The sequence below is a fragment of the Nocardioides sp. Arc9.136 genome (genome assembly GCF_030506255.1).
In the GTDB taxonomy this organism is placed as follows: Bacteria; Actinomycetota; Actinomycetes; order Propionibacteriales; family Nocardioidaceae; genus Nocardioides.
The window spans coordinates 4,206,180-4,232,630 of sequence record NZ_CP113431.1; the positions used below are offsets into that span (position 1 = coordinate 4,206,180).

27 protein-coding genes are annotated in these 26,451 nt (G+C 74.7%); 12 read left to right on the forward strand and 15 right to left on the reverse strand.

The genetic code is table 11. The features are described from left to right. Nucleotides 1-19: 19 nt before the first annotated feature. Both OSR43_RS20290 and OSR43_RS20295 read right to left on the reverse strand, forming a co-directional pair. The gene (locus OSR43_RS20290; protein WP_302268622.1) at nt 20-1,957 is read right to left on the reverse strand and encodes an anthranilate synthase family protein; all 1,938 of its coding nucleotides are present in this window, start codon (nt 1,955-1,957) and stop codon (nt 20-22) included. 180 nt (nt 1,958-2,137) lie between these two features. After that, complete coding sequence (locus tag OSR43_RS20295) at nt 2,138-4,366, reverse strand: UvrD-helicase domain-containing protein (RefSeq protein WP_302268624.1); 2,229 nt, start codon at nt 4,364-4,366, stop codon at nt 2,138-2,140. A 170-nt stretch (nt 4,367-4,536) separates the two neighbouring features. Here OSR43_RS20295 and OSR43_RS20300 point away from each other — a divergent pair, with 170 nt between their 5' ends. Beyond that, on the forward strand, nt 4,537-5,868 hold the full coding sequence (locus OSR43_RS20300; RefSeq protein ID WP_302268626.1) for a hypothetical protein: 1,332 nt from the start codon (nt 4,537-4,539) through the stop codon (nt 5,866-5,868). A gap of 225 nt (nt 5,869-6,093) precedes the next feature. On the opposite strand, the gene OSR43_RS20305 is transcribed toward OSR43_RS20300, so the two are convergent. Then, nucleotides 6,094-6,867, reverse strand: coding sequence for an enoyl-CoA hydratase family protein (locus tag OSR43_RS20305; RefSeq protein WP_302268628.1), 774 nt, complete (start codon nt 6,865-6,867; stop codon nt 6,094-6,096). Nucleotides 6,868-6,964: 97 nt separating this feature from the next. Further along, a complete protein-coding gene (locus OSR43_RS20310; RefSeq protein ID WP_302268629.1) occupies nt 6,965-8,533 on the reverse strand; it encodes a molybdopterin-dependent oxidoreductase in 1,569 nt (522 codons plus the stop codon). A 169-nt stretch (nt 8,534-8,702) separates the two neighbouring features. On the opposite strand from OSR43_RS20310, the gene OSR43_RS20315 reads away from it, so the two are divergent. Genes OSR43_RS20315 through OSR43_RS20335 form a run of 5 tightly spaced genes read left to right on the forward strand, consistent with a single transcriptional unit; the run spans nt 8,703 to nt 12,191 of the window. Continuing rightward, a complete protein-coding gene (locus tag OSR43_RS20315) occupies nt 8,703-9,371 on the forward strand; it encodes a fasciclin domain-containing protein (protein ID WP_302268630.1) in 669 nt (222 codons plus the stop codon). A 36-nt stretch (nt 9,372-9,407) separates the two neighbouring features. Continuing rightward, a complete protein-coding gene (sigK, locus tag OSR43_RS20320; RefSeq protein WP_302268631.1) occupies nt 9,408-10,010 on the forward strand; it encodes an ECF RNA polymerase sigma factor SigK in 603 nt (200 codons plus the stop codon). A gap of 1 nt (nt 10,011) precedes the next feature. After that, nucleotides 10,012-10,770 (forward strand): anti-sigma factor, encoded by a 759-nt coding sequence (locus OSR43_RS20325; RefSeq protein ID WP_302268632.1) that lies wholly within the window; start codon nt 10,012-10,014, stop codon nt 10,768-10,770. 17 nt (nt 10,771-10,787) lie between these two features. Next, nucleotides 10,788-11,360 (forward strand): protein-L-isoaspartate O-methyltransferase, encoded by a 573-nt coding sequence (locus OSR43_RS20330; protein ID WP_302268633.1) that lies wholly within the window; start codon nt 10,788-10,790, stop codon nt 11,358-11,360. A gap of 51 nt (nt 11,361-11,411) precedes the next feature. Beyond that, on the forward strand, nt 11,412-12,191 hold the full coding sequence (locus OSR43_RS20335; protein ID WP_302268634.1) for a tyrosine-protein phosphatase: 780 nt from the start codon (nt 11,412-11,414) through the stop codon (nt 12,189-12,191). A 10-nt stretch (nt 12,192-12,201) separates the two neighbouring features. On the opposite strand, the gene OSR43_RS20340 is transcribed toward OSR43_RS20335, so the two are convergent. Beyond that, entirely contained in the window at nt 12,202-12,798 is a 597-nt protein-coding gene (locus tag OSR43_RS20340) for a TetR/AcrR family transcriptional regulator (protein ID WP_302268636.1), read from the reverse strand. Nucleotides 12,799-12,904: 106 nt separating this feature from the next. Between OSR43_RS20340 and OSR43_RS20345 the strand changes: the two genes are divergently transcribed. Then, nucleotides 12,905-14,404: an MDR family MFS transporter gene (locus OSR43_RS20345; protein ID WP_302268637.1), complete on the forward strand. Its 1,500-nt coding sequence runs from the start codon at nt 12,905-12,907 to the stop codon at nt 14,402-14,404. Between the two features lie 10 nt (nt 14,405-14,414). Here the strand turns inward: OSR43_RS20345 and OSR43_RS20350 are convergent, their stop codons facing one another. From OSR43_RS20350 to OSR43_RS20365, 4 genes are all read right to left on the reverse strand, one after another. Continuing rightward, nucleotides 14,415-14,978, reverse strand: coding sequence for a hypothetical protein (locus tag OSR43_RS20350; protein WP_302268638.1), 564 nt, complete (start codon nt 14,976-14,978; stop codon nt 14,415-14,417). 84 nt (nt 14,979-15,062) lie between these two features. Further along, a complete protein-coding gene (locus OSR43_RS20355; RefSeq protein ID WP_302268639.1) occupies nt 15,063-15,860 on the reverse strand; it encodes an inositol monophosphatase in 798 nt (265 codons plus the stop codon). After that, complete coding sequence (locus OSR43_RS20360) at nt 15,850-16,005, reverse strand: hypothetical protein (RefSeq protein WP_302268640.1); 156 nt, start codon at nt 16,003-16,005, stop codon at nt 15,850-15,852. The genes OSR43_RS20355 and OSR43_RS20360 overlap by 11 nt, the downstream gene beginning before the upstream one ends. An 88-nt stretch (nt 16,006-16,093) precedes the next feature. After that, nucleotides 16,094-17,269, reverse strand: coding sequence for an SGNH/GDSL hydrolase family protein (locus tag OSR43_RS20365; protein ID WP_302268641.1), 1,176 nt, complete (start codon nt 17,267-17,269; stop codon nt 16,094-16,096). Between the two features lie 315 nt (nt 17,270-17,584). Here OSR43_RS20365 and OSR43_RS20370 point away from each other — a divergent pair, with 315 nt between their 5' ends. After that, nucleotides 17,585-17,902: a hypothetical protein gene (locus tag OSR43_RS20370; RefSeq protein ID WP_302268642.1), complete on the forward strand. Its 318-nt coding sequence runs from the start codon at nt 17,585-17,587 to the stop codon at nt 17,900-17,902. A gap of 14 nt (nt 17,903-17,916) precedes the next feature. Continuing rightward, nucleotides 17,917-18,936, forward strand: a complete 1,020-nt coding sequence (locus OSR43_RS20375) for an LLM class flavin-dependent oxidoreductase (protein WP_302268644.1) — start codon at nt 17,917-17,919, stop codon at nt 18,934-18,936. 173 nt (nt 18,937-19,109) lie between these two features. Here the strand turns inward: OSR43_RS20375 and OSR43_RS20380 are convergent, their stop codons facing one another. Then, nucleotides 19,110-19,787, reverse strand: a complete 678-nt coding sequence (locus OSR43_RS20380) for a TetR/AcrR family transcriptional regulator (RefSeq protein WP_302268645.1) — start codon at nt 19,785-19,787, stop codon at nt 19,110-19,112. 127 nt (nt 19,788-19,914) lie between these two features. Between OSR43_RS20380 and OSR43_RS20385 the strand changes: the two genes are divergently transcribed. Together OSR43_RS20385 and OSR43_RS20390 are read left to right on the forward strand one after the other, a co-directional pair. Further along, the gene (locus tag OSR43_RS20385) at nt 19,915-20,769 is read left to right on the forward strand and encodes a 3-hydroxybutyryl-CoA dehydrogenase (RefSeq protein ID WP_302268646.1); all 855 of its coding nucleotides are present in this window, start codon (nt 19,915-19,917) and stop codon (nt 20,767-20,769) included. Nucleotides 20,770-20,806: 37 nt separating this feature from the next. Beyond that, a complete protein-coding gene (locus tag OSR43_RS20390) occupies nt 20,807-21,979 on the forward strand; it encodes an acyl-CoA dehydrogenase family protein (RefSeq protein ID WP_302268647.1) in 1,173 nt (390 codons plus the stop codon). Between the two features lie 16 nt (nt 21,980-21,995). Here OSR43_RS20390 and OSR43_RS20395 read toward each other — a convergent pair whose 3' ends face one another. After that, nucleotides 21,996-22,379 carry a DUF4406 domain-containing protein gene (locus tag OSR43_RS20395; protein ID WP_302268648.1) on the reverse strand — a complete coding sequence of 128 codons (384 nt, stop codon included), beginning with the start codon at nt 22,377-22,379 and terminating at the stop codon, nt 21,996-21,998. A gap of 68 nt (nt 22,380-22,447) precedes the next feature. On the opposite strand from OSR43_RS20395, the gene OSR43_RS20400 reads away from it, so the two are divergent. Beyond that, entirely contained in the window at nt 22,448-23,203 is a 756-nt protein-coding gene (locus tag OSR43_RS20400; protein WP_302268649.1) for a DeoR/GlpR family DNA-binding transcription regulator, read from the forward strand. A gap of 30 nt (nt 23,204-23,233) precedes the next feature. Here OSR43_RS20400 and OSR43_RS20405 read toward each other — a convergent pair whose 3' ends face one another. The 4 genes from OSR43_RS20405 to OSR43_RS20420 are packed head-to-tail and all read right to left on the reverse strand — an operon-like array spanning nt 23,234 to nt 26,404. After that, nucleotides 23,234-23,749: a hypothetical protein gene (locus OSR43_RS20405; RefSeq protein WP_302268650.1), complete on the reverse strand. Its 516-nt coding sequence runs from the start codon at nt 23,747-23,749 to the stop codon at nt 23,234-23,236. Beyond that, nucleotides 23,746-25,518 carry an alpha/beta hydrolase gene (locus tag OSR43_RS20410; RefSeq protein WP_302268652.1) on the reverse strand — a complete coding sequence of 591 codons (1,773 nt, stop codon included), beginning with the start codon at nt 25,516-25,518 and terminating at the stop codon, nt 23,746-23,748. Before OSR43_RS20410 ends, OSR43_RS20405 begins: the two co-directional genes overlap by 4 nt. Next, nucleotides 25,515-25,823, reverse strand: coding sequence for a hypothetical protein (locus tag OSR43_RS20415; RefSeq protein ID WP_302268653.1), 309 nt, complete (start codon nt 25,821-25,823; stop codon nt 25,515-25,517). Before OSR43_RS20415 ends, OSR43_RS20410 begins: the two co-directional genes overlap by 4 nt. Further along, nucleotides 25,820-26,404 carry a hypothetical protein gene (locus tag OSR43_RS20420; protein ID WP_302268654.1) on the reverse strand — a complete coding sequence of 195 codons (585 nt, stop codon included), beginning with the start codon at nt 26,402-26,404 and terminating at the stop codon, nt 25,820-25,822. Before OSR43_RS20420 ends, OSR43_RS20415 begins: the two co-directional genes overlap by 4 nt. Nucleotides 26,405-26,451: the final 47 nt, after the last annotated feature.

Sequence of the window (26,451 nt, forward strand, 5' to 3'; positions counted from 1 at the left end):
CGGGCTCGCACCTCCGAGACTACCGCGTGGCGGCGGGGTTCCCCGGCTCATCCAGCAGCAGCGACACGACGTAGTCGTGCAGCAGGTCGTAGCCGTGCTCGGTCAGGATCGACTCGGCGTGGAACTGGATGCCGCGGTAGTGCGGCCCGGCCAGGTGGTGCACGTCGCCCGAGTCCGGGTCGGTGTCGACCCGGACCCCCGCGGGGAGCGCGTCGTCCCTGCCGACCCGCCCCACGAAGGTGTTGTAGAACCCGACCCGCTCGGTCCGGCCCTCGAGCGGCACCGGCGACTGGGTCCCCTGGAAGACGATGTCCTTGTAGGCCAGCGGGATCCCGAGCTGGTGGCACAGCGCCTGGTGTCCCAGGCACACCGCGAGGAACGGGCGCCGCTCCTCGAGCAGCTCGGCGACCGCGGCCCGCAGGTTGGCCATCTTGGGGTCGTCGTCGTCGCGCGGGTCGCCGGGGCCGGGCCCGACGATCACCAGGTCGAACCCGTCGAGGCACCCGGCGACGTACTCCTCGTGGCGCACGACCTCGCTGGTCATGCCGAGCACGCCGAGCACGTGGCGCAGCATGTTCACGAAGTCGTCCTCGCCGTCGAGGATCACCGCGCTCCGGCCGGCCAGCCGCGGGTCCGGCGCCGAGCCGCCCTGGTCGGTCAGCCAGAACGACGAGAGCCGCCGGTTGCGGGCGTTGAGCGCGAGCAGCACGTCCTCGTCGTTGACCAGCTCGGCGACGTTGACGTCGGGGGTCGGCGCCGGCGCCACCAGGCCGAAGGCGCTGAGGATGCCGCCGGCCTTGGCGTGGGTCTCGGCGACCTCGTACGCCGCGTCGGAGTCGCGCACGAGCGTCGCGCCGGCCGTCACCTTGAGGTTGCCCTCGAGGTCGACGTCGGCGGTGCGGATCACGATCGGGCTGTCCACGACCGGCCCCCCGGTCGCGTCGCGGCCGAGCACGGCCAGGGCGGCGCCGTAGTAGCCGCGCCCCTCGGTCTCGTAGGCCTTGATCAGCCGGCAGGCGTTCTCCACCGGGCTGCCGGTGACGGTGGCGGCGTACATCGTGTCGCGCAGCACCTCGCGCGGGTCCCGGTCGGTGCGGCCGGCGAGGAGGTACTCGGTGTGGACGAGGCGGCTCATCGGCTTGAGGAACGGCCCGAGCACCTGGCCGCCCTGGTTGCAGATGTCACACATCATCTTCAGCTCCTCGTCGACGACCATGAAGAGCTCGTAGATCTCCTTCTCGTCGCGCAGGAACTCCAGGAGCCGACCGCGGACGTCCGCGTCGGGCTCGCGGGGGATGCGGAAGGTGCCGCTGATCGGGTTCATCCGGACGTCGCCGCCGTGGATGGAGACGTGCCGCTCGGGGCTGGCGCCGATGAGGTAGCGGTCGCCGGTGAAGAAGACGTAGGTCCAGTAGGCGCCGCGCTCGCGCTCGAGCAGCCGGCGGAACACCGCGAGCGCCTTGGCGGCGCCCCAGTCGGCGACCTTCGCGCGGTAGTGCCGGCCGATCACCAGGTTCGCGCCCTCGCCCTGGCCGATCTCGTCGCGGATGATCGACTCGACGAGCTTCCCGTACTCCTCGTCGTCGGTCTCGAACCCGCCGCGGTCGGCGAAGGCCACCTCGGCCTCGTCGATCGCCTCGACCACCTCGGCGACGGAGAACTCCAGCTCGGTCTCGACGTCGACCACGACCAGCGGCGTCCCGTCGTCGTGGGCCTCGAAGCCGCGCTCGGCGACCTGGCGGAACGGCACCGCGAGCAGCCGGTCGGCGATGTGACCCTCGGCCGGCGGGCCCTCCTCGAGCGGTACGTCGAGCAGGGACTCGACCACGGAGCGCCGGCCGCCGACGAGCCCGACGCTGTCGCGGTCACCGGCCCGGGTGGAGCGCCGGATGATCGCCCACGCCTCGTGCCCCTGGAGCGCGGCGATGGCGTCCCGGGCGTTCGGCGTGGAGGTCATGGGCGAACTCTAGTGAGCGCGCCGGCCGGGCGGCGAAGCCCCGCCACCCGCTGGTCGAGCAGCGAAGGCCGGCTGACGGCCTGAGCGTGTCGAGACCCGGTGAGGGGCGCATGGACTCAGCCATGGTCACCGGATGTCGACACGGCCCGCCGGCGCTCGTCTGCTCGACCAGCAGGGACGTCAGCTGATGGTGGTCAGCAGCTGGGTGGCGCGGGTGAGCACGACGTACAGCGTCGCCCGGCCGGTCAGCGACTCGTCCTCGATCTCCTGGGGGCGGACCACGACGATGCCGTCGAACTCCAGTCCCTTGGTGTCCAGGCCGGTCAGCACGACGACGCGGTCCTCGCCCGAGGGCGTGACCGAGGAGTCGACGGCCGCCCGGGCGCTCGGGGCGTCCGCGGCCAGCTCCGACCACGAGGCGAGCCAGGAGTTGACCTCCGAGCGCCGCGCCACCGGCACCACGATGCCGACGGTGCCGCCGACCCGGCCGGCGAGGTCGACCACCGCCGCGCGGGTCGCGGCCTCGAGGTCGGTCACGCCGGTCACCTCGACCGGCTCCACTCCGGTCGAGCGCACCGCGGTCGGGAGGTCGGCGTCGAGCCCGACGCGCCGGGCGTAGGCCTCGGCGTAGGCGTAGATCTCCGAGGAGTTCCGGTAGTTGGTCGAGAGGTGGAAGGCGTGGACCTGCTTGCCCTCGAGCGCCGCGGCGCGGGCCGCCTCGGCCTCCTCGCGGACCGGCCAGGAGGACTGGGCCGGGTCGCCGACGATGGTCCAGGACGCCGTGCGGCCGCGCCGGCCGACCATCCGCCACTGCATCGGCGTGAGGTCCTGCGCCTCGTCGACGAGCACGTGGGCGAAGCCGTCGTCCTCGATCCGGTGCTGGGGCGGTGCCCAGGCCCGGCCGGAGGGGGCGTACTCCCGGTCCGAGGCGGTGGTCAGCTCCTGCAGGTCGACCGCGCCCTCGATGACCGCGAGCGGGTCGTCGCGCTCGTCCTCGGGCTTGGCCGGCACGTCGCCCAGGGCGTAGCGCAGCTCGTCGAGCAGCGCGACGTCGGCGACCGAGAGGTCGGTGGCCCCGGCCCAGGACTTCAGCAGCAGCCGCTGCTCCTCGGCCGTGACGACGCCCTCGCCGACCCGGGCGAGGAGCTCGGGGTCGCGCAGCCAGCCCAGGACGGTCCGGGCGTCGAGCGGCGGCCACCAGGCGACCGCGAAGTCCACGAACCGCTGGTCGGACAGCATCTCCTCGTCGAAGGCCTCGCGGCCGCGGTCGCGCCCGCGCTCGCCGCGCACCTGCCGCCACATCGCGTCCAGGAGCGTCGGGGCGACCCGGGGCAGCTGCTTGTTGCGGCGGCCCTGCGACATGAGCTGGCGGCGCAGCCGGCCGAGCAGGCCGCGGTCGAGCACGATCGTGTCGTCGCGCCAGAAGATCCGGAACTGGGTCGGGCTGCCCGGCGCCTGCTGCCGCGCCGTGCGCCGCAGCAGCTCGGCCATCCGCTCGGTGCCCTTGACGTCGGCGACCGCCGGCTCGTCGTGCCGGGTCGCCCGCACCCCGTCGACGACCTCGCCCAGGGAGCGCAGCGCCACCGCGGTCTCACCGAGGCTCGGCAGCACCCGCTCGATGTAGCGCATGAACACCCCGCTGGGGCCGACGACCAGCACGCCGCCGGTCTCGTAGCGGCGGCGGTCGGTGTAGAGCAGGTACGCCGCGCGGTGCAGCGCGACGACCGTCTTGCCCGTGCCGGGACCGCCGGAGATGGTGACCACGCCCTTGCCCGGCGCGCGGATCGCCTTGTCCTGCTCGGCCTGGATGGTCGCGACGATCGAGTGCATCGACCGGTCGCGGGCCCGGGAGAGCTGCGCCATCAGCGCGCCCTCGCCGACGATCGGCAGGTCCAGGCCGGACTCCTCGAGCGCCTCGGCGTCCAGCAGCTCGTCCTCGACGCCGACGACCTCGGGGCCGACGCAGCGCAGCACCCGGCGACGGATCACGTGGTGCGGCTCGGCCGCGGTCGCCTGGTAGAACACCGCGGCGGCCGGGGCGCGCCAGTCGATGAGCAGGGAGTCCCGGTCGGCGTCGCGCAGGCCGATGCGGCCGACGTACCGCGGTGCCGCGTCGAGCTCGGGCGTCAGGTCGAGGCGGCCGAAGACGAGTCCCTCGTGGGCGGCGTCGAGCTGGGCGATCCGCTTCGCGGCCTGGAAGACCATCGCGTCGCGCTCGACGAGCCCGCCCTCGTGCCCGAGCCGGCCGCGCTGGTGGCCCTCCCGGGCGAGCTGGCGCGCCGCCGCGGCCGAGTCGGCCAGCTGGCGGTAGACGCGGTCGACGAACTCCTGCTCGGCCGCGACCTCGCGCTCCTCGACGGACCGATCCGCCGACCGGTCGTCGGACTGGGACTGCTGCTGTTCGGACAACGCTTTCGATCTCCACTCGTGGCGACGTCCACGCGGGCTCCGCCACCGGTCGTCGCACCCGGAGCGGCAAGTGGACAAGCGTAACCGGGGCCGCGGACGGTCGCCGACGGGTTCACCAGAACGTCACACGGGGCCCGCGCCGGGCGGGCCGCTGTGGGATCCTGCGGCCCATGCCGACACCCCCGCCGAGCGGCGCCCTGGCGGCGTACGTCGACCAGCGCGGCCGCGCGCTGTGGCGGGCGGCGTGGCTGCTGGTCGGCGAGCCGGACGACCCGGACCGCGCCGAGCGGCTGGTGGCCGACGCGCTGCGGCGGGCCGGGCGGCGTGCCCACCTCACCGACGGCTCGGCCGACGCGGCAGCACCCCTGGTGCGCGACGGGCTGGTCGCCGCGCTCCCCCGCCACCGGCCCGCCCCGCGCGGCGCACGGGAGGTCGAGGACCCCGCCGACGCGGTCGACCGGGCGCTCGCCGCCCGCCCGCGTCGCGACGTGCCCCGCACCCCCGACCTGGCCGGCCTGCTCGCCGAGGCCACCCGGAGGGCCCGGCGCGGCCGGCGGGCCCGCGTCGTCGGCGCGATCGCGGTGGCCGCGACGGTGGCGGTGGCGGTCCCGCTCGCCCCGCGCTGGGTGGAGGGCTCCCGGCCGGTCGCGGCCGTAGGCGAGGCGCCCACGGGGTCGGTGGTCGAGGTGTCGACCGGGTGCCGCACGCGCGCCGACGGGGAGCTCGACCACCCCGACTTCCTGCTCGGCGAGGCGGCCTGGGCGCGGTTCTGCGTCGTGGGCGGCTCCTACCCGCGACCGATCGGCTCGGCGCTCGTGCCGGACGCCGTGCTCACCGACGGCGCCGCGACGCTCGTCCGCGGCTGGCAGCGCGCGGCCGGGTCCGACGAGCCCTGCCGGCCGACCCCGTCGGCCACGAAGCTGGCGGTGCAGGTCGGCTTCGAGGACGGCACCGTGGCCGAGGTGTACGGCGAGACGTCGGCCTGTGCGGCGTACACCCGGCCGGCCCCGTCCGCCCGGGTCGTCCCCGGCGGCCAGGTCTACCGCGAGCTGATGACGGCCCTGGCGGCCCAGGAGTCGCCGGCCGGCGCCAGCGGGTCGACCGCGACCCCGTCCTGCCCGGCTGCGGCCCCGGAGGCGGCCGGACCGGTGACCGACGGGCCGGCCACCGGGCTGACGGCCACGGCGGCCGCGGCGGCCGTGCTGTGCACCTACGACCCCGCGGACGGCCCCGGCGCCGCCCCGCGGAGCACCGCGCTGCGCGCCACGGACGCCGAGCGCGTCCGGGTGCTCGCCCTCGGCGCCTTCGACCCCACGCCCGGGGCCTGCACGCCCGACCCGGCGGCCCCGGCGCACGCCGTCGTCGTCGCGGGCCGCGACGGCGCGACGTACGAGATCGGCCTGGACCGCGGCGCGTGCGACGCGGTGTCGGTGGACGCGGACCGGCTCGGCGTCTCACCGGCGCTGGCGGCGGCGCTCACCGCGCTGGCGGCCGGCTCCTGATGCGACGAACTGTTACCGAACCCTGACTCGGCCGTGGACGTCGTGTTGACCGTCCGCCCGTAGCGTTCTGGTCATCGGCAGGGCGACCTGCCTGGCAGCGAGGAACGACACGGGCCACCGGGGGGATGGCTCGCGTGCGGCGCCGGGGGGCGCCGAGCGTCCTCGCCCGTCGAGACCCGTCCGGCGCCTTTGGGGGACCGCCGGACGGGTTTCGTCGTCTCCCGGCTACTTCTTGCGCGACAGGAACGCCGTCATCGCCTCGCGGGCCTCCTCGGACCCGAAGAGCCGCGCGCTCCGCGCCGCCACGTCGTCGCCGAGCCGGTCGATCCGCTCGAGCAGGTCCTCGGCCAGCAGCGCCTTGCTCTCCCGCAGGCCCTGCACCGCACCGGTCGCGAGCGAGGCGCAGACCCGCTCCACCTCCGCGTCGAGGGCGTCGGCCGGCACCGCCCGGGTCACCAGGCCCATCCGCTCGGCCTCGGTGCCGGTGAAGGTCTCCCCCGTCAGGAAGGTGTACGCCGCGGCGCGCGACGTCAGCCGCGGCAGCACCGTGAGCGAGATGACGGCGGGGGCCAGCCCGAGCTTGACCTCGGTGAGCGCGAAGGTGGCGTCCTCGACGGCGACGACGACGTCGGCGGCGGCCACCAGCCCGATCCCGCCGGCGCGCACCGCGCCCTGCAGCCGCAGCACCACCGGCTTCGTCGAGCCCACGACGAGCCGCTGCAGGCGCACGATCCCGCGCGGGGCGTCCTCGGAGCCGGCCGCCGAGGCCTCGGAGAGGTCGGCGCCGGAGCAGAACACCGAGCCCTCCGCGCGCAGCAGCACCACCTTCGCCGCCGGGTCGGCCTCGGCGCGCTCGAGGCGGTCGCCGAGCTCGGCCACCAGCCGCGCGGACAGCGCGTTGCGGTTGTGCGGGGAGTCGAGGGTGATGGTCGCGACCTGGTCGGCGACCGCGTAGTGGACCAGCTCGTCGGGCTGGGCTGGCTGCTGGGCGTCGGGCATGGACGCATCCTGCCCGACCCGTGGCCCGCCTCGTGATGCCCGGCGCGCGCCCCGGCGCGCGCTGGGCATCACGAGGCGGCCTTGGGTCAGCCAGGGGTCAGCCGACGGTGACGATGAGCTCCTGGATGCCGCTGGAGCCGGCCGGGAACGGCTCGGCGCGGACCGCGGTCTGCGGCTCGCCACGCCCGTCGACGACCCGGGTCGCGATCCGGTGCTGGCCGGGCTCGGCGTCCCAGCGGTGGAACCACTGGCGCCAGTAGTCGGTGCCGAGGTCGGGGCCCAGCTCGGCGTCCTGCCAGGCGCCGCCGTCGACGCGCACCTGCACGGTGCCGACGCCGCCGTCGTACTGCGCCCACGCGACGCCGCCGATGACGTTCTCACCGGGGTCGAGCTGGGCGAGCGCCTTGGGCGTGTCGATCCGGCTGGAGGGCTTGATCGGGGCGTCGGTCGCCCAGTCCCGCTCGGTCCAGTACGCCTGCTGGTCGTCGTACGTCGTGAGCGTCATCCGGGTGACCCACTTGGTGGCGCTGATGAAGCCGTACAGGCCCGGCACGACCATCCGCGCGGGGAAGCCGTGCTCGCGCGGCAGCGGCTCGCCGTTCATCCCGATCGCCAGCATCGAGTCGCGGCCGTCGGTCGCCACGGCGAGCGGCGTGGAGATGGTCATCCCGTCGACGTCGGTGGAGAAGATCTGGTCCGCCCTCGACCCGACGCCGGCCCGGTCGAGCAGGTCGGTGAGCGGCACGCCGAGCCAGCGGGCGCCGCCGACGAACTTGCCGCCGACGCTCGTCGAGACGCAGGTCAGGGTGATGTCACGCTCGACCAGGTCCATCGCGAGCAGGTCGTCGAAGGTGAAGGTGACCTCCTGGTCGACGTCGCCGTCGATGGTGAGCGTCCAGTCGTCGACGTCGACGATCGGCACGTCGAGGCGGGTGTCCACGCGGTAGAAGTCCGCGTTCGGCACCTGCAGCGGCGTGATGCCGTCGAAGCGCGTCTCGAGCCCCTTCGGCAGCGCCCGCAGCGGGTCCGCGGCTGCGGGGAGGTCGATGTCGACGGCCCGGGAGCGGTACGACGCGATCCAGCGTCCCGCGCCGCCCATGACGGCCGCGGCGCCGGCGACCACGCCCACCGCGACCAGCAGCCCGCGGCGCGACGGCCCGTGCCCGGCGTCGCCGGTGCGCCGGGCGTGCTCGCCCTCCGGCACCGAGCCGGCGGCGGCCGGCCGGGCCGCCCGCACCAGCCACCACAGCGCGGCGACGCCGACGAGGCCGGCGACCAGGCTCGGCACGACCGCGGCGGCCCCGGCCGTCGGCCGGGTCGCGGCGACGACGGCGGGGATGGCCACCAGCACGACCAGCGCGGCCGCGCCGTACGCGAACCGCCGCCGGGCCAGCAGCCCGGCGGCGGCGGCGAGGAGCACCACGCCGACCAGGACCGAGCCGATGAGGATCGGCTTGTCGGCGGTCCCGAACTCCGCGACCGCCCACTCCTTGACCGGGGTGGGCGTCAGGTCGATGACCTGCGACCCGACCGCCAGCACCGGCGAGTCCGCCGGGTCCAGGAGGGCGGCCACCAGGTGGCCGGCCCCCACGCCCGCGAGCGTGGCGAGCACACCGGACAGGGCGGGGACGAAGGCGGATCTGAGGGCGGCGAGCGGTCTGGTCACGGCACTGGTTCGGAGCGGACCGGCCGCGCGGACTGGACCTGTGGAGCAGGGCGCCGGGCGGGCCGTGTGCCGCCGATCACTTCGACCGAGGACCAATCCGGTCCGGCGACGGGACCGAACAACCCCCGACAGTCCACTCCGGACCAGCACCCTCCAGGAAGGCTCCACCATGAAGCTCCAGACCCTGCGCCGTACCGGTGTCGCGGCCGCCGCGATCTCGCTCTCCCTCGGCCTGGCCGCATGCAGCAGCGAGGACGACAGCAGCGACAGCGCCTCGGACTCGACCTCGTCGTCGAGCAGCACCGAGAGCGAGAGCAGCGCCCCCGCCGAGGAGGAGACCACCGCGGCCGCCGAGGGCGCCGCCGCGCAGACCTTCGGTGACGCCTGCTCCGCCGTCCCGACCGACGGCCCCGGCTCCTTCGACGGCATGGTCCAGGACCCGGTCGCGACCGCCGCCTCGAACAACCCGCTCCTCGAGACCCTGGTCACCGCCGTCGGCGCGGTCGACGGCCTCGCCGACACGCTGAACTCCGCCGAGGCGCTCACCGTCTTCGCGCCCACCAACGACGCCTTCGGCGCGATCCCGGAGAAGAAGCTCCAGGCGGTCCTCAAGGACCAGAAGACCCTCGGCGCGATCCTGTCCCACCACGTCGTCGCCGGTCAGCTCGACCCCGACGCCGTGGTCGGCAAGCAGGAGACGCTGAACAAGGACATGGTCACCGTCGAGGGCGACACCTCGGGCATGACCGTCGAGGGCGCGAACGTGCTCTGCGGCAACATCCCGACCGCCAACGCGACCGTGTACGTCATCGACCAGGTCCTCATGCCCAAGGCCTGACCGGACCGGCTTCAGGACGACTGACAGGATCGACGGGTGGAACACCTGAGGCCCGTGGCAGCGGGCGACCCCTCCTCCGAGGGGGCGCCCGCTGCGCCCGACCTCGCCGACCTGCTGCGGGCGGCGGGTCGCGGGGACCAGCACGCCTTCGCGCAGCTGTACGACGCCACCTCCTCCCGCGTGGTCGGCCTCGCCGTCCGCGTGGTGCGGGACCCGGCGCAGGCCGAGGAGGTCGCCCAGGAGGCGTTCCTCGAGATCTGGCGGACGGCCAGCAGGTTCGACGCCGACCGGGGCAGCCCGCTCGCCTGGCTGCTGACGATCGTCCACCGCAAGGCGGTCGACCGGGTCCGCTCGGCCGAGGCCGCCACCCGGCGCGACCAGAACTACCACCACCAGAACCAGCCGGTGGCGCACGACGCCACCGCGGAGGCCGCACACGCCTCCCTCGAGGCCCGTCGGGTGCGCACCGCGCTCGGCAGCCTCACCCCGGTCCAGCGCGAGGCACTTGAGCTGGCGTACTTCGGGGGGTACACCCACACCGAGGTGGCCAGCATGCTCGAGCTGCCGGTGGGCACGGCCAAGACCCGCATCCGGGACGGCCTGATCAGACTACGAGACACGATGGGAGTGGGGAGCTGACATGAGCGACGACATCCATGCTCTGTCCGGCGCCTACGCCGTCGACGCCCTGGACGACATCGAGCGCGCCCAGTTCGAGCGGCACCTCGCCGGGTGCGACACCTGCCGCGAGGAGGTGGACAGCCTCCGCGAGGCCTCCGCGCTGCTCGCCGAGACCACCATGCTCGAGCCGTCCGCCGACCTGCGGGCCCGCGTGCTCGCCCAGGTCTCCACCGTCCGACCGTTGCCCCCGCTGGTGCCGGCCCATGCCCCCGCACCCAGCACGGGCTCGGTCCCGGCCGACCCGGCCCGGCCCCGGCGCCGCCGCCTCACCGGCCTGGTGGCCGCTGCTGCCGCGGTCGTCGCGATCGGCGCCGGCACCGGCGTGCTCGTCGAGCAGCCGTGGGAGGACGACACCAGCCAGGCCCCGCTGCCGTCGGCCGTCGACCGGATCAAGGCCGCGCCCGACGTGCAGACCTTCGAGCACGAGTTCCCCGACGGCGCCGAGGCGGTGCTCTACCGGTCGGCCTCGCTCAACGAGGCGGTCATCGTCACCCACGACATGGGGCCGGCCCCGGACGGCAAGGTCTACCAGGCCTGGCTGCAGCACGACGACGTCATGGTCTCGGCCGGGCTGATGCCCGAGGGCCCCGACAACACCGTGCCGCTCGAGGGCGACCCGGCCACCGCCAACGGCTTCGGGATCACCGTGGAGCCGGCCGGCGGGTCGGTCGTCCCGTCCAAGCAGCCGGTGCTCCTCGTGGACTTCGGCAGCGCCTGACGGGTCACCGGGCGGGTGTGCCACCCACACCCGACCCGGTGGCCGAGGCGTTCGCCGCGACGCCCCGGTCGGACTTCCTGCCGCAGGCCGTGCGCGAGCGGGCGTCGTACGACGGGCCGCTGCCGCTCGGTCACGGGCAGACCTGCTCCCAGCCCCGCACCGTCGAGGCGATGCTCCGGCTCCTCGACGTCCACCCCGGCCACCACGTCCTCGACGTCGGCACCGGCTCGGGGTGGACCACCGCGCTGCTCGCGCACCTCACGGGGCCGGGCGGCAGCGTCGTCGGCCGCGAGATGGTGCCCGACCTGGTCGCCTTCGGCTCGGCGAACCTGGCGCGGACGCGGCGTCCCTGGGCCTCGATCTCCCCGGCCGACCCCGAGGTGCTCGGCGACCCGGGGCGCGCGCCGTACGACCGGGTCCTGGTCTCCGCCGAGGCCCGGCACCTGCCCCGGGCGCTGGTCGACCAGCTCGTCCCCGGTGGCCGGATGGTGGCGCCCGTCGCGGGCGAGATGCTGCTGGTGGAGCGCCGGCCCGACCGGGAGCCGGGGGTCGAGCGCCACGGCCGCTACCGGTTCGTGCCGCTCGTCTGAGCGTCGCGCGCTGTCCGTCCGCCGTTCGCCGACCGCCCCTATCCTGCGCGGGTGAGCGAACTCCCCAGCGAGCCCCAGGTCGGCGAGGAGCTGGTCCGACTCGCGTCGGCGGACAACTTCCGCGACGTCGCCGGTCCCGGCCACCCGACCTCCGACGGTGGGCGGGTGCGCCGCGGCGTGCTGTTCCGCTCCAACGAGCTGCAGCTGACCGACGCCGACGCCGACTCCATGCGCGGCCTCGGCATCACCGCGGTCTACGACCTCCGGGCCGCCCACGAGGTCGAGGCGCACCCCGACGTGCCCGTCCCGGGGGCGACCTGGCACCACCTCGCCGTGGGCGGGATCCCGATGGACGAGGTGGCCGCGCTGGCGACGCGGGAGCAGTCGCTCGCCGCGATGCTGGCGGTCTACCGCGCGTTCGTGGAGCACCCCGACGCCCGCGCGTCCTTCGGCGAGCTGCTGACCCGGCTGGCGACGACCGACGGCGCCCAGCTCTTCCACTGCACTGCCGGGAAGGACCGCACCGGCTGGGCCGCCGCGGTCGTCCTCGGCCTGCTCGGCGTGCCCGAGGAGGTCGTGCTCGAGGACTACCTGCTCACCAACACCTTCTCGACCGCCACCCGGGACAAGTACCTCGCGATCATCGCCGAGCACCTCGGTCCCGAGAAGGTCGAGGTCTACGAGGCGGTCATGGTCGCCGACGAGGCCTACCTCCGGACCGCGTGGGACGCCGTCGCCGCGTCGTACGGCGACCTGCGGGGCTACGTGCTCGACGGGCTGGGCGTCGCGCCGGGCGACCTCGAGGCGCTGCTCACCCGCCTGCGCGGCTGACGGCGGCGACTCAGGCGACGACCGCGCGCAGCCGCCGGCAGGCCTCGTCGTACGTCGCGACCAGGTCGGTGGGCCGCCCCGCCTCGTGGTCCTGGGCCCACCGGTCCAGCGCGGTGCGCAGGACCGCGGCGGCGGTCTCCACCAGCACCCGGGCGGTCAGCGCGTCGCCGTCGAGGAGGCCGGCCAGCCGGTCGGCCAGCACGGCCGCGCGCTCCTCGTCCAGCCCGATCGCGGCGAGCTGGAGCGACGGCTCGGCGCACATCAGCCGGCGCAGCCGCAGCACCTGCGCGCCGGCGTCGCTGCGGCCGTCGTCGAAGGCCGCGAGCAGGTCGCGCCACATCGCCTCGAGCTGCGGCAGGAGGGGCCGGGCGGGGTCCAGGGAGTCCAGCCGCTCCTCCGCCCGGTCCTCGAGGTCGCGGTGCGGGACGAGGGCGGCGCGCTCCTTCGTCGCGGCGTACCGGAACACCGTGCGGGCCGAGACCCCCGCCTCGCGGGCGATGTCGTCGACGGTGGTGCCGTCCACGCCGTGCTGCTCGAACAGCCGGAGCGCGGCGTCGCTGATCTCGCGCTCGGTCGTCCGGCGGCGTCGCTCCTGAAGCGTGGTCACAGGGCCCAGGGTAGGGAATGCTGACGGTCCCCGCCGCGTTGGCAGTCACTGCCACCGGCATGACGTCCCGGCCCGGCGGCCCCGACACCACCCAGGAGCACTCCCCGTGACCAGCACCGCGGCGCCCGCGCCGAGCACGACCCCGCCACCCACCGTCGACCGCGCCGGGCGGCTGATCGCCCTCCTCGTCGGCTCGGCCTTCGTGGTCATCCTCAACGAGACGATCATGAGCGTGGCGCTGCCCGAGCTCATGCGCGAGTTCGACGTGCCGGCGACGACCGCGCAGTGGCTCACGACCGCGTTCCTGCTCACGATGGCGGTGGTCATCCCGGTGACCGGCTTCCTGCTGGTCCGCTTCCCGCTGCGCCGGGTGTTCATCGCCGCCATGGGCTCCTTCGGCGTCGGCACGCTGCTGGCCGCGCTCGCACCGACGTTCGAGGTCCTCGTCGCGGCCCGCGTCGTGCAGGCCGTCGGCACCGCGCTGATGATGCCGCTGCTGATCACCACCATCCTCACGATCGTCCCGGCCGAGCGCCGCGGTCGGATGATGGGCACGATCTCGATCGTCATCTCGGTCGCCCCGGCCATCGGGCCCACCATCTCCGGCGTCGTGCTCGACCAGCTCGACTGGCGCTGGATGTTCTGGCTGGTCCTGCCGATCGCCGTGCTCTCCCTCGCCCTGGGCGCGGCGTGGGTCCGCAACGTCACCGAGCCCCTCGCCGTCCCGCTGGACGTGCTGTCCGTGGTCCTCTCCGCCCTCGCCTTCGGCGGCCTGATCTACGGCCTCAGCAGCATCGGCGAGTCCGCGACCGGCGAGACCGCCGTGCCCGTCTGGGTGCCGCTCGTGGTCGGCGGGCTCGCGCTCGCCGTGTTCGTCGCGCGCCAGCTCTCCCTGCGCGAGCGCGCGCTGCTGGACCTGCGCACGTTCGCCAGCCGCACCTTCACCATCGCCGTGCTGCTGGTGGCGGTCAGCATGATGGCGCTCTTCGGCAGCCTGATCCTGCTCCCGATCTACCTGCAGTCGGTGCTCGGCCTGAGCACCCTCGAGACGGGCCTCGTGCTGCTGCCGGGCGGCCTCGTGATGGGCCTGCTGGCGCCGTTCGTCGGCCGCGCGTTCGACCGGGTAGGCCCGCGGCCCCTCGTCGCTCCGGGCGCCACCGTCACGTCGGTGGGCCTCTGGGGCATGTCGATGTTCGACACCGGCACCGGCGCGGGCACGGTCATCGTGGTGCACGTCGTGATGAGCATCGGCCTGGCGCTGATGTTCACCCCGCTGCTGACCTCCGCGCTCGGCTCGCTGCCCCAGCACCTGTACTCCCACGGCAGCGCGACCGTCTCGACGCTCCAGCAGGTGGCGGGAGCCGCCGGCACCGCGCTGTTCGTGACCGTGATGACCCGCCGCTCGGTGAGCGAGGTCGAGGGCGGCGCGTCCGTCGTCGACGCCACCGCCGCGGGGGTGCACGCGGCGCTCCTCTACGGCGGGGTGATCTCCGCGGTGGCCGTGCTGGTCGCGCTGCTGGTGCGCCAGGGCACCGCGCCGGCCGGGCCGGCGGACGCGGTGGAGCCGGCGGACACGGCTCAGGCGGCGGGGACCCCCGCCGCCTGAGCGGCGCCGCTCAGCCCTGCTGGACCGCCGCGCTGAAGGTCCGCGGCGTGCCGAGCCAGTCGACGGCGGTGCCGCCGCCCTTCTTCGCGCCGCTGACCCGGACCTCGACCCGCACCGGGCCGGTGTCGCCGTCGTCGTCGAAGCAGTCCTGGGCGAACCGCGAGCGCACCGTGTCCGCGCGGTAGTCCAGCCGGCTGCGGTAGGAGCAGCTCACCCGCTCCACGTCGTCGGAGGAGGTGCGCCACCCCTCGACCTCGAGCAGCGTGTAGTCGGTGCCGTCGAAGTAGCCGCCGATGAGGGCGTACTCCGGGCCCTTGTCGTCGGGGTCGGTGTCGATGAACACCGTGCCACCTGCCGCCGTGGCCGGGCTGCGGCGCAGGTCGCGGTGGGTGGTGGTGATCCGGAGATTCTGCTCGCCGTTGACGACCTTCACCGAGCGGAGGTCGACCCCGGGACCGATGTCGTCGGCCTTGTCGGTGAAGGTGCTGGTCGCCGCGGCGGCCGGGCCGGCGGTGGCGAGGAGGAGGGCGGCGAGCGCGGTGGGTACGACCGCAGCGGTGGGCTTGGTGAGCACGGGAGGTTCCTTCCAGGCGGGGGGCTGGTCACCAGGAGGACGCAGGATCGGTCCCCCGGGTTGCCTCCAGGGTGCGCCCGGCACCTACCTCCCGGGAAGGGTCGGCACCAGGCCGCGCACCACGTCGTACGTCGCGCGGTCGGCGGCGACCACCAGCCCCGTGGGGGCGGGCCCCTGCGGGCGGTACGGCTCCCCGCGGAACGTGCCGACGTGCCCGCCGGCCTCGGCCACGAGCAGGGAGCCCGGCGCGTGGTCCCACGGCTTGGTCTTCTTGTAGAGCGCGTAGTCGGCCCGGCCGTCGACGATCGCCGGGTAGTCCACCCCGCAGCAGCGCCACGAGAGCTCCAGGGTGCGCAGCGTGCCCAGCGCGCGACCGATCCAGCCGCGCCGGGAGGTGATGCCGAGCAGTCCGTCGCCGACCGGCGGACGGTGCACCCGCACGTCGTTGCGCCAGGCGCCGGCGCCGCGCTCGGCGACGTACGCCGCCCGGTGCTGGGGCTGCCAGATCCAGCTGCGCACGACCTCGCCACCGCGCAGCTCGGCGGCCATCACGGCGTGGTCGGGCGAGCCCTTCACGAAGTTGCGGGTGCCGTCGACCGGGTCGACGGTGAAGGCGTGGTCGGCGTCGCGGAACCGGTCCAGCACGCCGGGATCGGCGGAGGCGGCCTCCTCGCCCAGCACCAGCGCCCGCGGGTACGCCGCGAGCAGCCGCTCGGTGATGAGCACCTCCGCCTCGCGGTCGGCCACGGTCACCAGGTCGCCGGGGTGCGACTTGGAGCTGATGTCGTCCTCGGAGAGGCGCTGGAACCGCGGGGTGATCACCTGCGCGGCGACCTCCTGCAGCATGGCCAGCACCTCGTCGGTGCCCAGCTCAGTCGGCACGGACCGCTCCGTCCCGGACGGGCTCACGCGACGCCCGCACGCCCAGGCTGACCGCCCAGCCGGTCGCGGCGACGAAGAGCAGCAGGGCGCCGACCACGCCGCACAACCGCAGGGTCGCGCCCGCGTCCTCCGCGTCCGTCCCCATCCCCACCTCCGTCGCCCGGGTCGTCGCCCTCACCGTAGCCGCCGGCGCGGACGGCTCCGCTCGCGGGAGGACCGGGGTCGGCCGGGGGTCAGAGGTCGAGCAGCTCCGCCGCCCGGCGGCTGAAGCGCTTGAGCGCCTCGGCCTGCGGCCGGGTCAGCCGGTCCGCCCGGCGCTCCCGGGTCACCTGGTCGCGGAAGGTCCCGAGCCGGGTGCGGGCGTCGGAGTCGAGCCCGAGGCCGGCGTACCGCACGATGGCCCAGACCCGCGTGCGGAGCCGGTGGTCGACGCCCGCCCGCAGGTGCTGGTGGGCGGCGAGGGCGTCGTAGCGCTTGAGCACCTTCGCGCCGCGGCCCGCCGGCTGGTCGGGGACCGTCGCCAGGCCGAGCACGTCGATCGTCCGGGCCGCCATCCGTGCCTCGCCGTAGGCGTTGGGGTGCACCACGACGGGGTTGGTGCCGCCGAAGACCGGCTCGATCCAGCGGGTGCCGGCCGGCTGGCAGGCGTCGTGGCCCTCGGAGACCTGCTCCATGTCGACGTACGTCGCGCCCGTCGCCTCGGCCGCGCGCCGGACGGCGTCGTTGAGGGTGTGCTGCAGGCTGCGGAGGTATGCCACGTCGCCCTCGGCGACCGGCATGCTGGCGAAGCAGCCGCCGGTGGCCGGGAGGATCCAGGGGTAGCCCAGCGCGGCGACCCGCGCCCGGGGCGCGCGCTCGCGGACGTCGGTGAGCGCCCGGACCAGGGCCGGGTACGTCGAGGTGCGGACCGTGTCCTCGTAGGTCGACCCGTGCTCGTCGCGGCACGGGCTGCCGACGCCGCCGCTGCGGAAGCCGGCGAGGCTGCACTGCGCGATCGCCGTGCCGAAGACCCCGCTGTCGTTGCCGCCGATGGTCATCGTCACCAGGTCGGTGCCGGCGGAGAGCGCGTCGAGCTGCGGCGCCACCCCGGGGTGCTGCGCCTCGCGGTAGTCGGTGGTGTCCGCGCCGCCGCAGGTCACGTCGGTGAGCTGCGCACCGGTCCGCCGCGCGATCACGTGGGGGTAGTTGCGGGTCGAGCGCTGGCACGCCACCGGCGCCGTCGGGTCGACCGGCTGGACCCCGGCCGCCGAGCTGTAGGAGTCGCCGAGCGCGACGTACTCCAGCGCGGCCCTGGCGGGCGCGGCCTGCGCGCCGCCGGCGGTGACGAGCGAGGCGCCGAGCAGCGAGCCGAGCAGCGAGCCCAGGGCTGCGATCGACGTGGCGGCGGTCGTGGCGGGCGTGCGGGGCATGGTCTCTCCGAGCGTGCGGTCCGGTGTGGCTGGCGTCACGGTACGCGCGCGGTCCCGCCCGCGGGTCCGGGTGGTGCGGCCCTGGGGTGTCCTTTGGTCCTAGTACCAGCCGTCCTGGCGTGTCGGGGCCCCCCGGCGTCCTACGTTGGTCCCGTCCACCAACGCCGGAGCAGCGGCCGGCGGGTGGTGACGCGAACGGGGCGTCTCCGACTTCCCCCCAGCCGGGGACGCCCCGCCCGCCTCCACGGGCCGAGCCACCGGCGCCCGGCGTACCCTCGTCGCGACCGACGCAGGCGCACGAGGCAGGGGCAGGACATGACGGCGAGCCGAGCCGCTCGAGGCAGACGTGCGGCGGCCCAGGCCGGCCCGCTCGCGAAGGTGACCGTCGACGTCGACGCCGCCGACCAGCTGGTCTACAAGATCGCGTGCACCGAGTGCACGGTGCGCGACGGCCGCGCGTGGTCGGCGTACCGGCCCGGGGCGGACAACGGCTTCATGGCCGCGATGGACCGGTGGACGTTCCACCTCAGCGAGAAGCACCCGGGGTCGGACGCGCCCTGCCTGGAGTTCCTCCCCGCGGCGCAGCAGCGGCTGCACGAGCGACGCGAGGGCGGAACACCCGAGGGCTCGTGAATGTTCAACCAGTCATGAAGAACATCGGGTTCCTGTCGTTCGGCCACTGGACGCCGTCGCCGCAGTCGCAGACGCGGTCGGCCTCGGACGCGCTGCTGCAGTCGATCGACCTCGCGGTCGCCGCCGAGGAGCTCGGCGTCGACGGGGCGTACTTCCGGGTGCACCACTTCGCCCGCCAGCTCGCCTCGCCGTTCCCGCTGCTGGCCGCGGTCGGCGCGCGCACCAGCCGGATCGAGATCGGCACCGGCGTGATCGACATGCGCTACGAGAACCCGCTCTACATGGCCGAGGACGCCGGCGCCGCGGACCTGATCTCCGGCGGCAGGCTCCAGCTCGGCGTCAGCCGCGGCTCACCGGAGCAGGTCGTCGACGGGTTCCGCTACTTCGGCTACGAGCCGCCCGAGGGCATGGACCACGGCGACATGGCCCGCCGGCACACCGAGGTGCTGCTGCAGGTGCTCGACGGCGAGGGCTTCGCGGAGCCGAGCCCGCGCCCGATGTTCCCCAACCCGCCGGGACTGCTCCGCATCGAGCCGCACTCCCCCGGCCTGCGCGACCGCATCTGGTGGGGTGCCGGCACCCGTGCCACCGCGGAGTGGACCGCCCAGCAGGGGATGAACCTGATGAGCTCCACGCTCCTCTCCGAGGACACCGGCGTGCCGTTCCACCGGCTCCAGGCCGAGCAGATCGAGCGCTTCCGCGCCGCCTGGGCCGCCGCCGGGCACCCGCGCGAGCCGCGCGTCTCGGTCAGCCGCAGCATCTTCCCGCTGGTCGACGACACCGACCGCGCCTACTTCGGCCGCGAGTCCGGCAGCCAGGACCAGGTCGGCGTGCTCGAGGGCATCCGCGCCCGGTTCGGCAAGACGTACGCCGCCGAGCCCGACCAGCTCGTCCGCGAGCTCGCCGAGGACGAGGCCGTCGCCGCCGCCGACACCCTCCTGCTCACCGTCCCCAACCAGCTCGGCGTGGACTACAACGCCCACGTCCTCGAGGCGCTGCTCACCCACGTCGCGCCCGCCCTCGGCTGGCGCTGACCCCGAGTCACGTCCTCCTCCGCCGAATTTCGGGGGACCGGGCGGTGCGACATCCCAGGTTCACTTGGGATGTCGACGCTCCACGGCTGTTGCAACGGCAGAGAACCTTCAACATCCCAGGTTCACTTGGGATGTTGAAGGTTCTCGGCCTTTCCTGACGCTTCCCGGCCTCCTCAGCCGAGCAGGTCGCGGATCTGCGGGAGCAGGCGGTCGAGCTCGGCGGCGTCGCGGAGCACGAGCACCGCGGGCCGGCCCTCGGCGGGGGCGCCCTCCCGGCCGGGGAGGTCGACGTGCGACTCGACCTCGGCCATCGCGGCCCGGAACGCCCGGCGCGCCTCGCTGGTGGAGGACAGCTGCTCGCGCAGCCAGGCGCGCAGCACGTGGTTGTGCGCGGTGACGACCGCGTTCGCGATCAGCTCGGCCCGCAGCAGGCTCGTGGGCGAGCCGCCGAGCCAGGCGTGGATGTGGCGGGTGAAGATCCGCTCGTACTGGCGGATGCCCGACCGCTCGCGCTCCTGCAGCGCCGGCACGCTCCGGGTGAGCCGGTAGCGCCGCCGGGCGCGCTCCCCCTCGTCGAGGTAGTGCTGGAGCACCAGCCCGGCCCCCTCGGAGACGCCGACGACCGCCGTGCGCGGCGTCGCCGTGGACAGCCGCGCCTCGATCGCGGTCAGCAGCTGCTCGTGGTCGGGGAAGACCACGTGCTCCTTGGAGCGGAACTGCCGGAAGAACGTCGTCCGCCCGACCCCCGCCCGCGCGGCGATGTCCTCCACGGTCGTCGCGTCGTACCCGCGCTCGGCGAAGAGGTCGAACGCCGCGTCGACGATGCGCTCGCGCGCACTCGGCTCCGTCATGCGCCACCTCCCTCTCCCGGACCGGGCGACCCGCACCGGCACCTGCCGGCCGCAGCCTAGACGGTACGCAGTACCGTGTGGACGGTATCCGGTCCCACGGTGGGGCCGGCCGGGGAGGAGCAACGACGTGGATCGCGTGGGAGTGGTCGGGTTCGGCCTGATGGGAGCCGGCATCGCCGAGGTCAGCGCACGCGCCGGGCTGGACGTCGTGGTGGTGGACGCCGACCGGGCGGCCGTCGACCGCGGGATGTCGCGGCTCGAGGCGTCGCTGCGCCGAGCCGAGAGCAAGGGCAAGCTCTCCGCCGCCGAGGGGTCCGCTGACGACGTGCTCGCCCGCGTCCGACCGGCCACCGAGCTCGACGCGCTGGCCGACCGCGACCTCGTCGTCGAGGCGATCGTCGAGGACGAGACCGCCAAGGTCGACCTGTTCCGCACCCTCGACCGGGTCGTCACCGCCCCCGACGCGGTGCTGGCGAGCAACACGTCCTCGATCCCGATCATGAAGCTCGGCGTCGTGACCCGGCGCCCCGAGCACGTGCTCGGCATCCACTTCTTCAACCCGGTCCCGGTGCTGAGGCTGGTCGAGCTCGTCCCGAGCCTGCTCACCGCGCCGGAGACCACCGAGCGCAGCCGCACCTTCGTCCAGGACCGCCTGGGCAAGCAGGCCATCGACTGCCAGGACCGCGCCGGCTTCGTCGTCAACGCGCTGCTGGTGCCGTTCATCCTCTCCGCGATCCGGATGTACGAGTCCGGCTTCGCCTCCGCCGAGGACATCGACCAGGGCCTGGTGCTCGGCGCCGCCCACCCCCAGGGCCCGCTCGCGCTCGCCGACCTGATCGGCCTCGACACCACCAAGGCCGTCGCGGAGTCGCTCTACGAGGAGTTCAAGGAGCCGCTGTACGCCGCTCCGCCGCTCCTCCAGCGGATGGTCGACGCCGGCCTCCTGGGCCGCAAGAGCGGCCGCGGCTTCTACACCTACTGACCAGCCCCACCGATCCACCCGGAGAACGAACCAGCCGATGAGCACCGACTTCCCCCTCTACGACCTCTCCGAGGAGCACCGGGCGGTCCGCGAGGCCGTCCGCGCGATCTGCGACGCCAAGGTGGCGCCGTACGCCGCGGACGTCGACGAGAACGCCCGCTTCCCCCGCGAGGCGGCCGACGCCCTGCTGGCGGCCGACTTCCACGCCCCGCACGTCCCGGAGGAGTACGGCGGCGCCGGCGCCGACGCGCTCGCGACGGTGATCGTCATCGAGGAGGTCGCCCGCGCCGACGTGTCCGCCTCGCTCATCCCGGCGGTAAACAAGCTCGGCTCGCTGCCGGTGCAGATCGCCGGCTCCGAGGAGCTCAAGAAGCACTACCTCGGCGCGCTCGCGCGCGGCGAGGGCGGCTTCTCCTACTGCCTCTCCGAGCCCGAAGCCGGCTCGGACGCGGTCTCGATGCGCACCCGCGCGGTCCGCGACGGCGAGGACTGGGTCCTCGACGGGGTCAAGCGCTGGATCACCAACGCGGGCGAGTCGGAGTACTACACCGTCCTCGCCGTGACCGACCCCGAGAAGCGCTCGAAGGGCATCTCGGCGTTCGTGGTGGAGAGGTCCGACCCCGGCGTCTCCTTCGGCGCCCCCGAGAAGAAGCTCGGCATCAAGGGCTCGCCGACCCGCGAGGTCTACCTCGACAAGGTCCGCATCCCCGGCGACCGGATCATCGGCGCCGAGGGCACCGGCTTCGCGACCGCGATGCGGACCCTCGACCACACCCGCGTCACGATCGCCGCCCAGGCCGTCGGCGTCGCCCAGGGCGCCCTGGACCACGCGCTGGCCTACGCCCGCGAGCGCCGGCAGTTCGGGCAGCCGATCGCGGACTTCCAGGGCCTGCAGTTCATGCTCGCCGACATGGGCATGAAGGTGGAGGCCGCGCGCCAGATGACGTACGCCGCCGCCGGCCGCTCCGAGCGCGGCGACGCCGACCTCACCTTCTTCGGCGCGGCCGCGAAGTGCTTCGCCTCCGACGTGGCCATGGAGGTCACCACGAACGCCGTGCAGGTGCTCGGCGGCTACGGCTACACCCGCGACTACCCGCTCGAGCGGATGATGCGAGACGCGAAGATCACCCAGATCTACGAGGGCACCAACCAGGTGCAGCGGATCGTGATGGCCCGGCAGCTGCTCGCCGGGGTCCAGTCCGACCTCTGAGCCCTCGACGGGCGGATCAGGCCGCGTCGTCCGCGACGTAGCCCGGGATCTCCTCGACGGAGTGCCAGACCGGGATGCCGCGCTCGCGCGCGATGGCGACGTCCTGGTCGGCCCCGCGGGACGCGCCGGGCAGGCGCAGCACGCCGTCGCAGTGCTGGAGCAGGCGCTCGGCGGTGGGGTACATCACCTGCTCGGCCAGGGGGTCGCCCAGGCCCTCGGCCCCTGCGCTGCTCAGCACCGGCAGCGCCACCCACTCGCCGATCATCGGCACGTGCCCGGACCGGAACACCGGCCAGGCGGCGGCCTCGAGGGCGCGCAGGTTCGCCGCGAGCCGCGCCGGCTCGTCGTCGGTGCCGGAGCGGTAGGGACCGGCGATCAGGATCATCAGGGGCTTCGTCATGCTCCGACAATAGCGTGCAGAAACGTGCACGAACAAGCATTTACGTGCGGACGGTCTAGAGTCCTCCCGTGCTCGCCGCCCAGCGCAAGGACCGCATCCTCGCCACCCTCCGCGCCGAGGGCCGGGTCGTCGCCAAGGAGCTGGCAGCCGCGTGGGACCTGTCCGAGGACACCGTCCGTCGCGACCTGCGCGAGCTCGCGGCCGAGGGCCTGCTGCACCGCGTGCACGGGGGTGCCCTCCCCGCCTCCCCCGCGGTCGCCGACTTCGCCGCCCGCACCTCCATCGCCACCGACGCCAAGACCGAGGTCGCCCGGCTCGCCGCTGCGCTGGTGCGCCCCGGGCAGACCGTCGCCGTCGACGGCGGCACGACCGCCCGCCAGCTGGCCCGCCTGCTCCCACCCGACCTGCGGGCCACCGTCGTCACCCACAGCCCGACCATCGCGGTCGAGCTCGCGGAGCACCCGACCGTCGAGGTGGTCATCGTCGGCGGCCGCCTCTTCAAGCACTCCGTCGTCGCCGCCGGCGCGGCTGCCCACGAGGCCATCGGGCGGGTCTGGGTCGACGCCTTCTTCCTCGGCGTCACCGGCATCCACCCCACCTCCGGCCTGACGACCGGCGACGCCGACGAGGCGGCGGTGAAGCGCGCCTGGGTCGCCCGAGCCGCGGAGACCTACGTGCTGGGCAGCAGCGAGAAGATCGGCGCCGCCTCTCCGTTCGAGGTCGTCCCGCTCACGGCGGTCACCGCGGTGCTGACCGACGCCGGGGCACCGGAGCGCGGGGTGGCCGAGCTCCGAGCGGCAGGCGTCGACCTGCGACAGCCCTGAGCCCCTCCCGGCCCCGTGCCGCTCCGCGGCTCAGCTGATCTCGTACTTCTCGCCGAGCAGCTCGTCCTGCTCCTTGGTCGTGTCGACGCACGGACCGCCCACCCCGGCATCGACCTCGCCGGGGTGGCGCCGGGACTCCCCGATCGTGGCCCGCAGGTCGTCGCGGGTGAGCACCCCGTAGGGACGCGGCGTCGTACCGGCGTTCTCGACCGTCCAGCCTTCGGCCTCCAGCGCGTCGGTCAGGGCGGCGATCGCCTCGGCGGTCGACCCGGTGGGCTTCGCCGACCCGCCGGCGGAGTACTCCATCGACGGCGGCTCGACGGTGCAGACCGACCAGGAGCCGGCCAGCGGCGCGAGGTCGAGCCCCACCTCGGCGGCGACGGCGGCCAGGGAGCGCGCGGCGTCCTCGACGGCCGCTCGGGACGCCGCGGTGTCCTCCGCGCCCTTCTCGGATGACACCTTCGGGTCGCCGCACGCGGTCATCGTCACTCCCAGGAGGGCCAGGACGGTCAGGGTCACCAGTCTCGCGCGCACCGCGCGCCTCACCCCTGGTCCCTCGTCCGCGACTCGCCCTCGACGCCGCTGCTCGGGTCGCGGTCCCACTCGGGGTCGCGGGGGGCGTCGTACCAGGGGTCGTAGCTGTGCTCGGCGGTGTTCACGTCCCCACCGTGCCCGTCGACGACCAGTCCGATGTTGTACAGCGACTCGGAGTCGTGGGCGAGGTAGGAGCCGTGCGCCTCGTCGGTGTTGCGGTGCCAGCTGCGGTCGACGTCCTCGGCCTCGAACCGGGTCGCGCCGAAGTCGTCGGAGGACGGGTCGGTCCCGAGGCCGAGGCCGCCCTTGCCGATCCACCCCTCGTCGCCGAGCACGGCCACGAAGTCGCGGCTGTCGCGGCCGACGTACACGTGGTCCTCGCCCACGCTGAAGTCGTCGGCGTGGTCGGCCGGGCCCGCGCCCGGGCTGCCGACGAGCACCACGTCGTCGGCGGCGAGGTCGAAGTCGCCGGCGGCGTACGACGTGGCGGTCGAGCCGTAGCTGTGGCCGATCGCGGTGAGGTGCGCCGGGTCGTCGGAGCGCGAGGCGCGGAGGCCGTCGACCATGTCGGCCAGCCGCCGGCCGCCGTCCTCGGCGCGCCCCTCGGTCAGCGTGGCGGGGTCGTAGAAGGCGTCCGGCGCGTCGTACCCGAGCCAGAACAGCGTCGCCACGCTCGAGCCGTCGCCGTTGTAGCGGGTCGACTCGTAGAGGTTCATCATCTGCCCGGTGTAGCCGGTGGTGTCCGCCATCGTCGTGGTGATGCCGGGCGTGAAGACCGCGACGTCGTCGGCGGTGTCGAGGTCGCCGACGCCCACCGCGACCCGGCCGTCGCCGTCGAAGGCGCCCGGGTCGTAGAGGTAGAGCACGCCGCCGGGCCGCTCGCCGGTGATCGGGTCCTCGAAGGCGTCGGCGTCCTCGAGCGCCTGCTCGGCCTGCTCGGCGTTGTCGAGCACCTGCTGCTCGGCCTCGGAGATCGTGCCGTCCTCCGCCTTGGCACGCAGCGTCGCGAGGTCGTCGTCGAGCACGACCCGGTTCGCGTCGTCGCGGGCACTGGCAGGCAGGCCGTCGGCGGCGCCGACCAGCTCGGGGTACGACGCGACGACCGCCTCGCGCTCGGCCTCGCTGAGCCCCTCCCACCAGTCGCGCACCTCCTCCGGCGTCGCGCCGGTCCCGGGCGCACCGGGCCGGTCCATGGCGTCCTGCGCGAACTGCGGGATCCCGCCGTCGTCGGAGAGCGCCGCGTCGAGCGAGGTCCCGGCCTGGAACGCCTGTCGCAGGAGGTCCTCGGCCTCCCGCACGCGTCGCTGGAGGTCGTCGTGGTCGGTGACCAGCTCGGAGTAGTCGATCCGCAGCTCGGTCGCCCGCTCCCGCAGCGCCGCGACCACCTCCGGCGTGGCCTCGGTGGTGGCGCCGATGTCGGCGATGAGGGCGGTGCGGCGGTCGTCGAGCGAGCGCTTGCGCTCGACCTGCTCGTCGTAGGTGCGCAGCAGGTCGCGCAGCGTGTCGGCGTACGCCGTCACCGCCCGCCCGACGCGCTCGACGGTCGTCCCCATCGCCGCGTGCTCGTCGCCGGCCTCGGCGGTGGCCTCGCGGTAGGAGTCGGCGGCGGCGCCGAACCAGCCTCCGATCCACTGGATCCGGGCGGCCTCGTCGGAGAACTCCTCGTAGCGGCCGGAGGCGGTGTGGAGGGCCTCGGCCAGCGTGTCCGCGCCGCCGGGGTCGCCCTCGGGCTTGATGACCTCGGCCGGCTGGGACGGGGGGACGTCGATCGTGACGGTCACCGGGCCGGCCCCAGTCGTCCGTCGAGGTCGGTGAACCGGCTGTCGGCGCCCTGGTCGGTGGTGCCGTAGTCGTCGATCCGGGCGTCGAGCGCGTCGGCGAAGCCGGTGGCGAGCTCCGAGCTCTCCGCGGCGTACCCGGCCCACGCGGTGAGGAAGGCCTGCGCCGCGCCCTGGACGCTGGGGGCCAGCGCCCCGGTGCCCTGGCCCTCGAGGTCGCGCGAGGTCGAGGTCATCAGGTCGGCGAGCGCGCGCCAGTTCGTGCTGCCGAGCGAGAGCTCGGAGTACTCCGCGCCGAGGGTGCTCATGCCTGCTCCCCCTCGGACGTCCCGGGCCCCCCGGGCGCCGGGGCGAGCCGGACGTCGGCCGAGCGGAGCCGGAGGACGAGCCGCGACTCGGCCGGTGCGAGCACCAGCTGCAGCTCCTCGTGGGCGAGTCCGTCGCCTCGTCCGGCGAGCACGCGCGGCAGCCCGTCGGGCGGTGCGAGCACGTGCCAGCCGTCCTGCTCCAGCGACTCCGCACCGCGGCCCACCGCCGCGACGCCGCCGGTCGGGTCGGCGTCGTCGAGCCGGAGCGTGGTCTCGACGCGGGAGGTGGCGGGCGCCCGACCGGAGGTCCAGCGGCTGCGGACCTCGGTCGGCTCGCCGCCCACGAGCGAGGTCCACAGCGCGACCGCGTGGGCCTCGACCCGGGCGGCCTCGGACGCGGGTTCTACCTCCGGCCGCGCCTCGACCTCGACCGCTGCCGGGCCGACCGCGGCCTCGGCCGGGAGCACGACGACGTCGATGTCGGGGTGCCGGCGGCGGACCACCGACCAGAACGGGTCGGCCGCCACCTGCTCGGCGGCGTCGGACCCGGTGGTGAACGGGCTCGCGGGCGACGTGGGCATGCCCGGGGCATACCCGCCCCGCGGCCGGCTCACACCGGCCGCGGGCC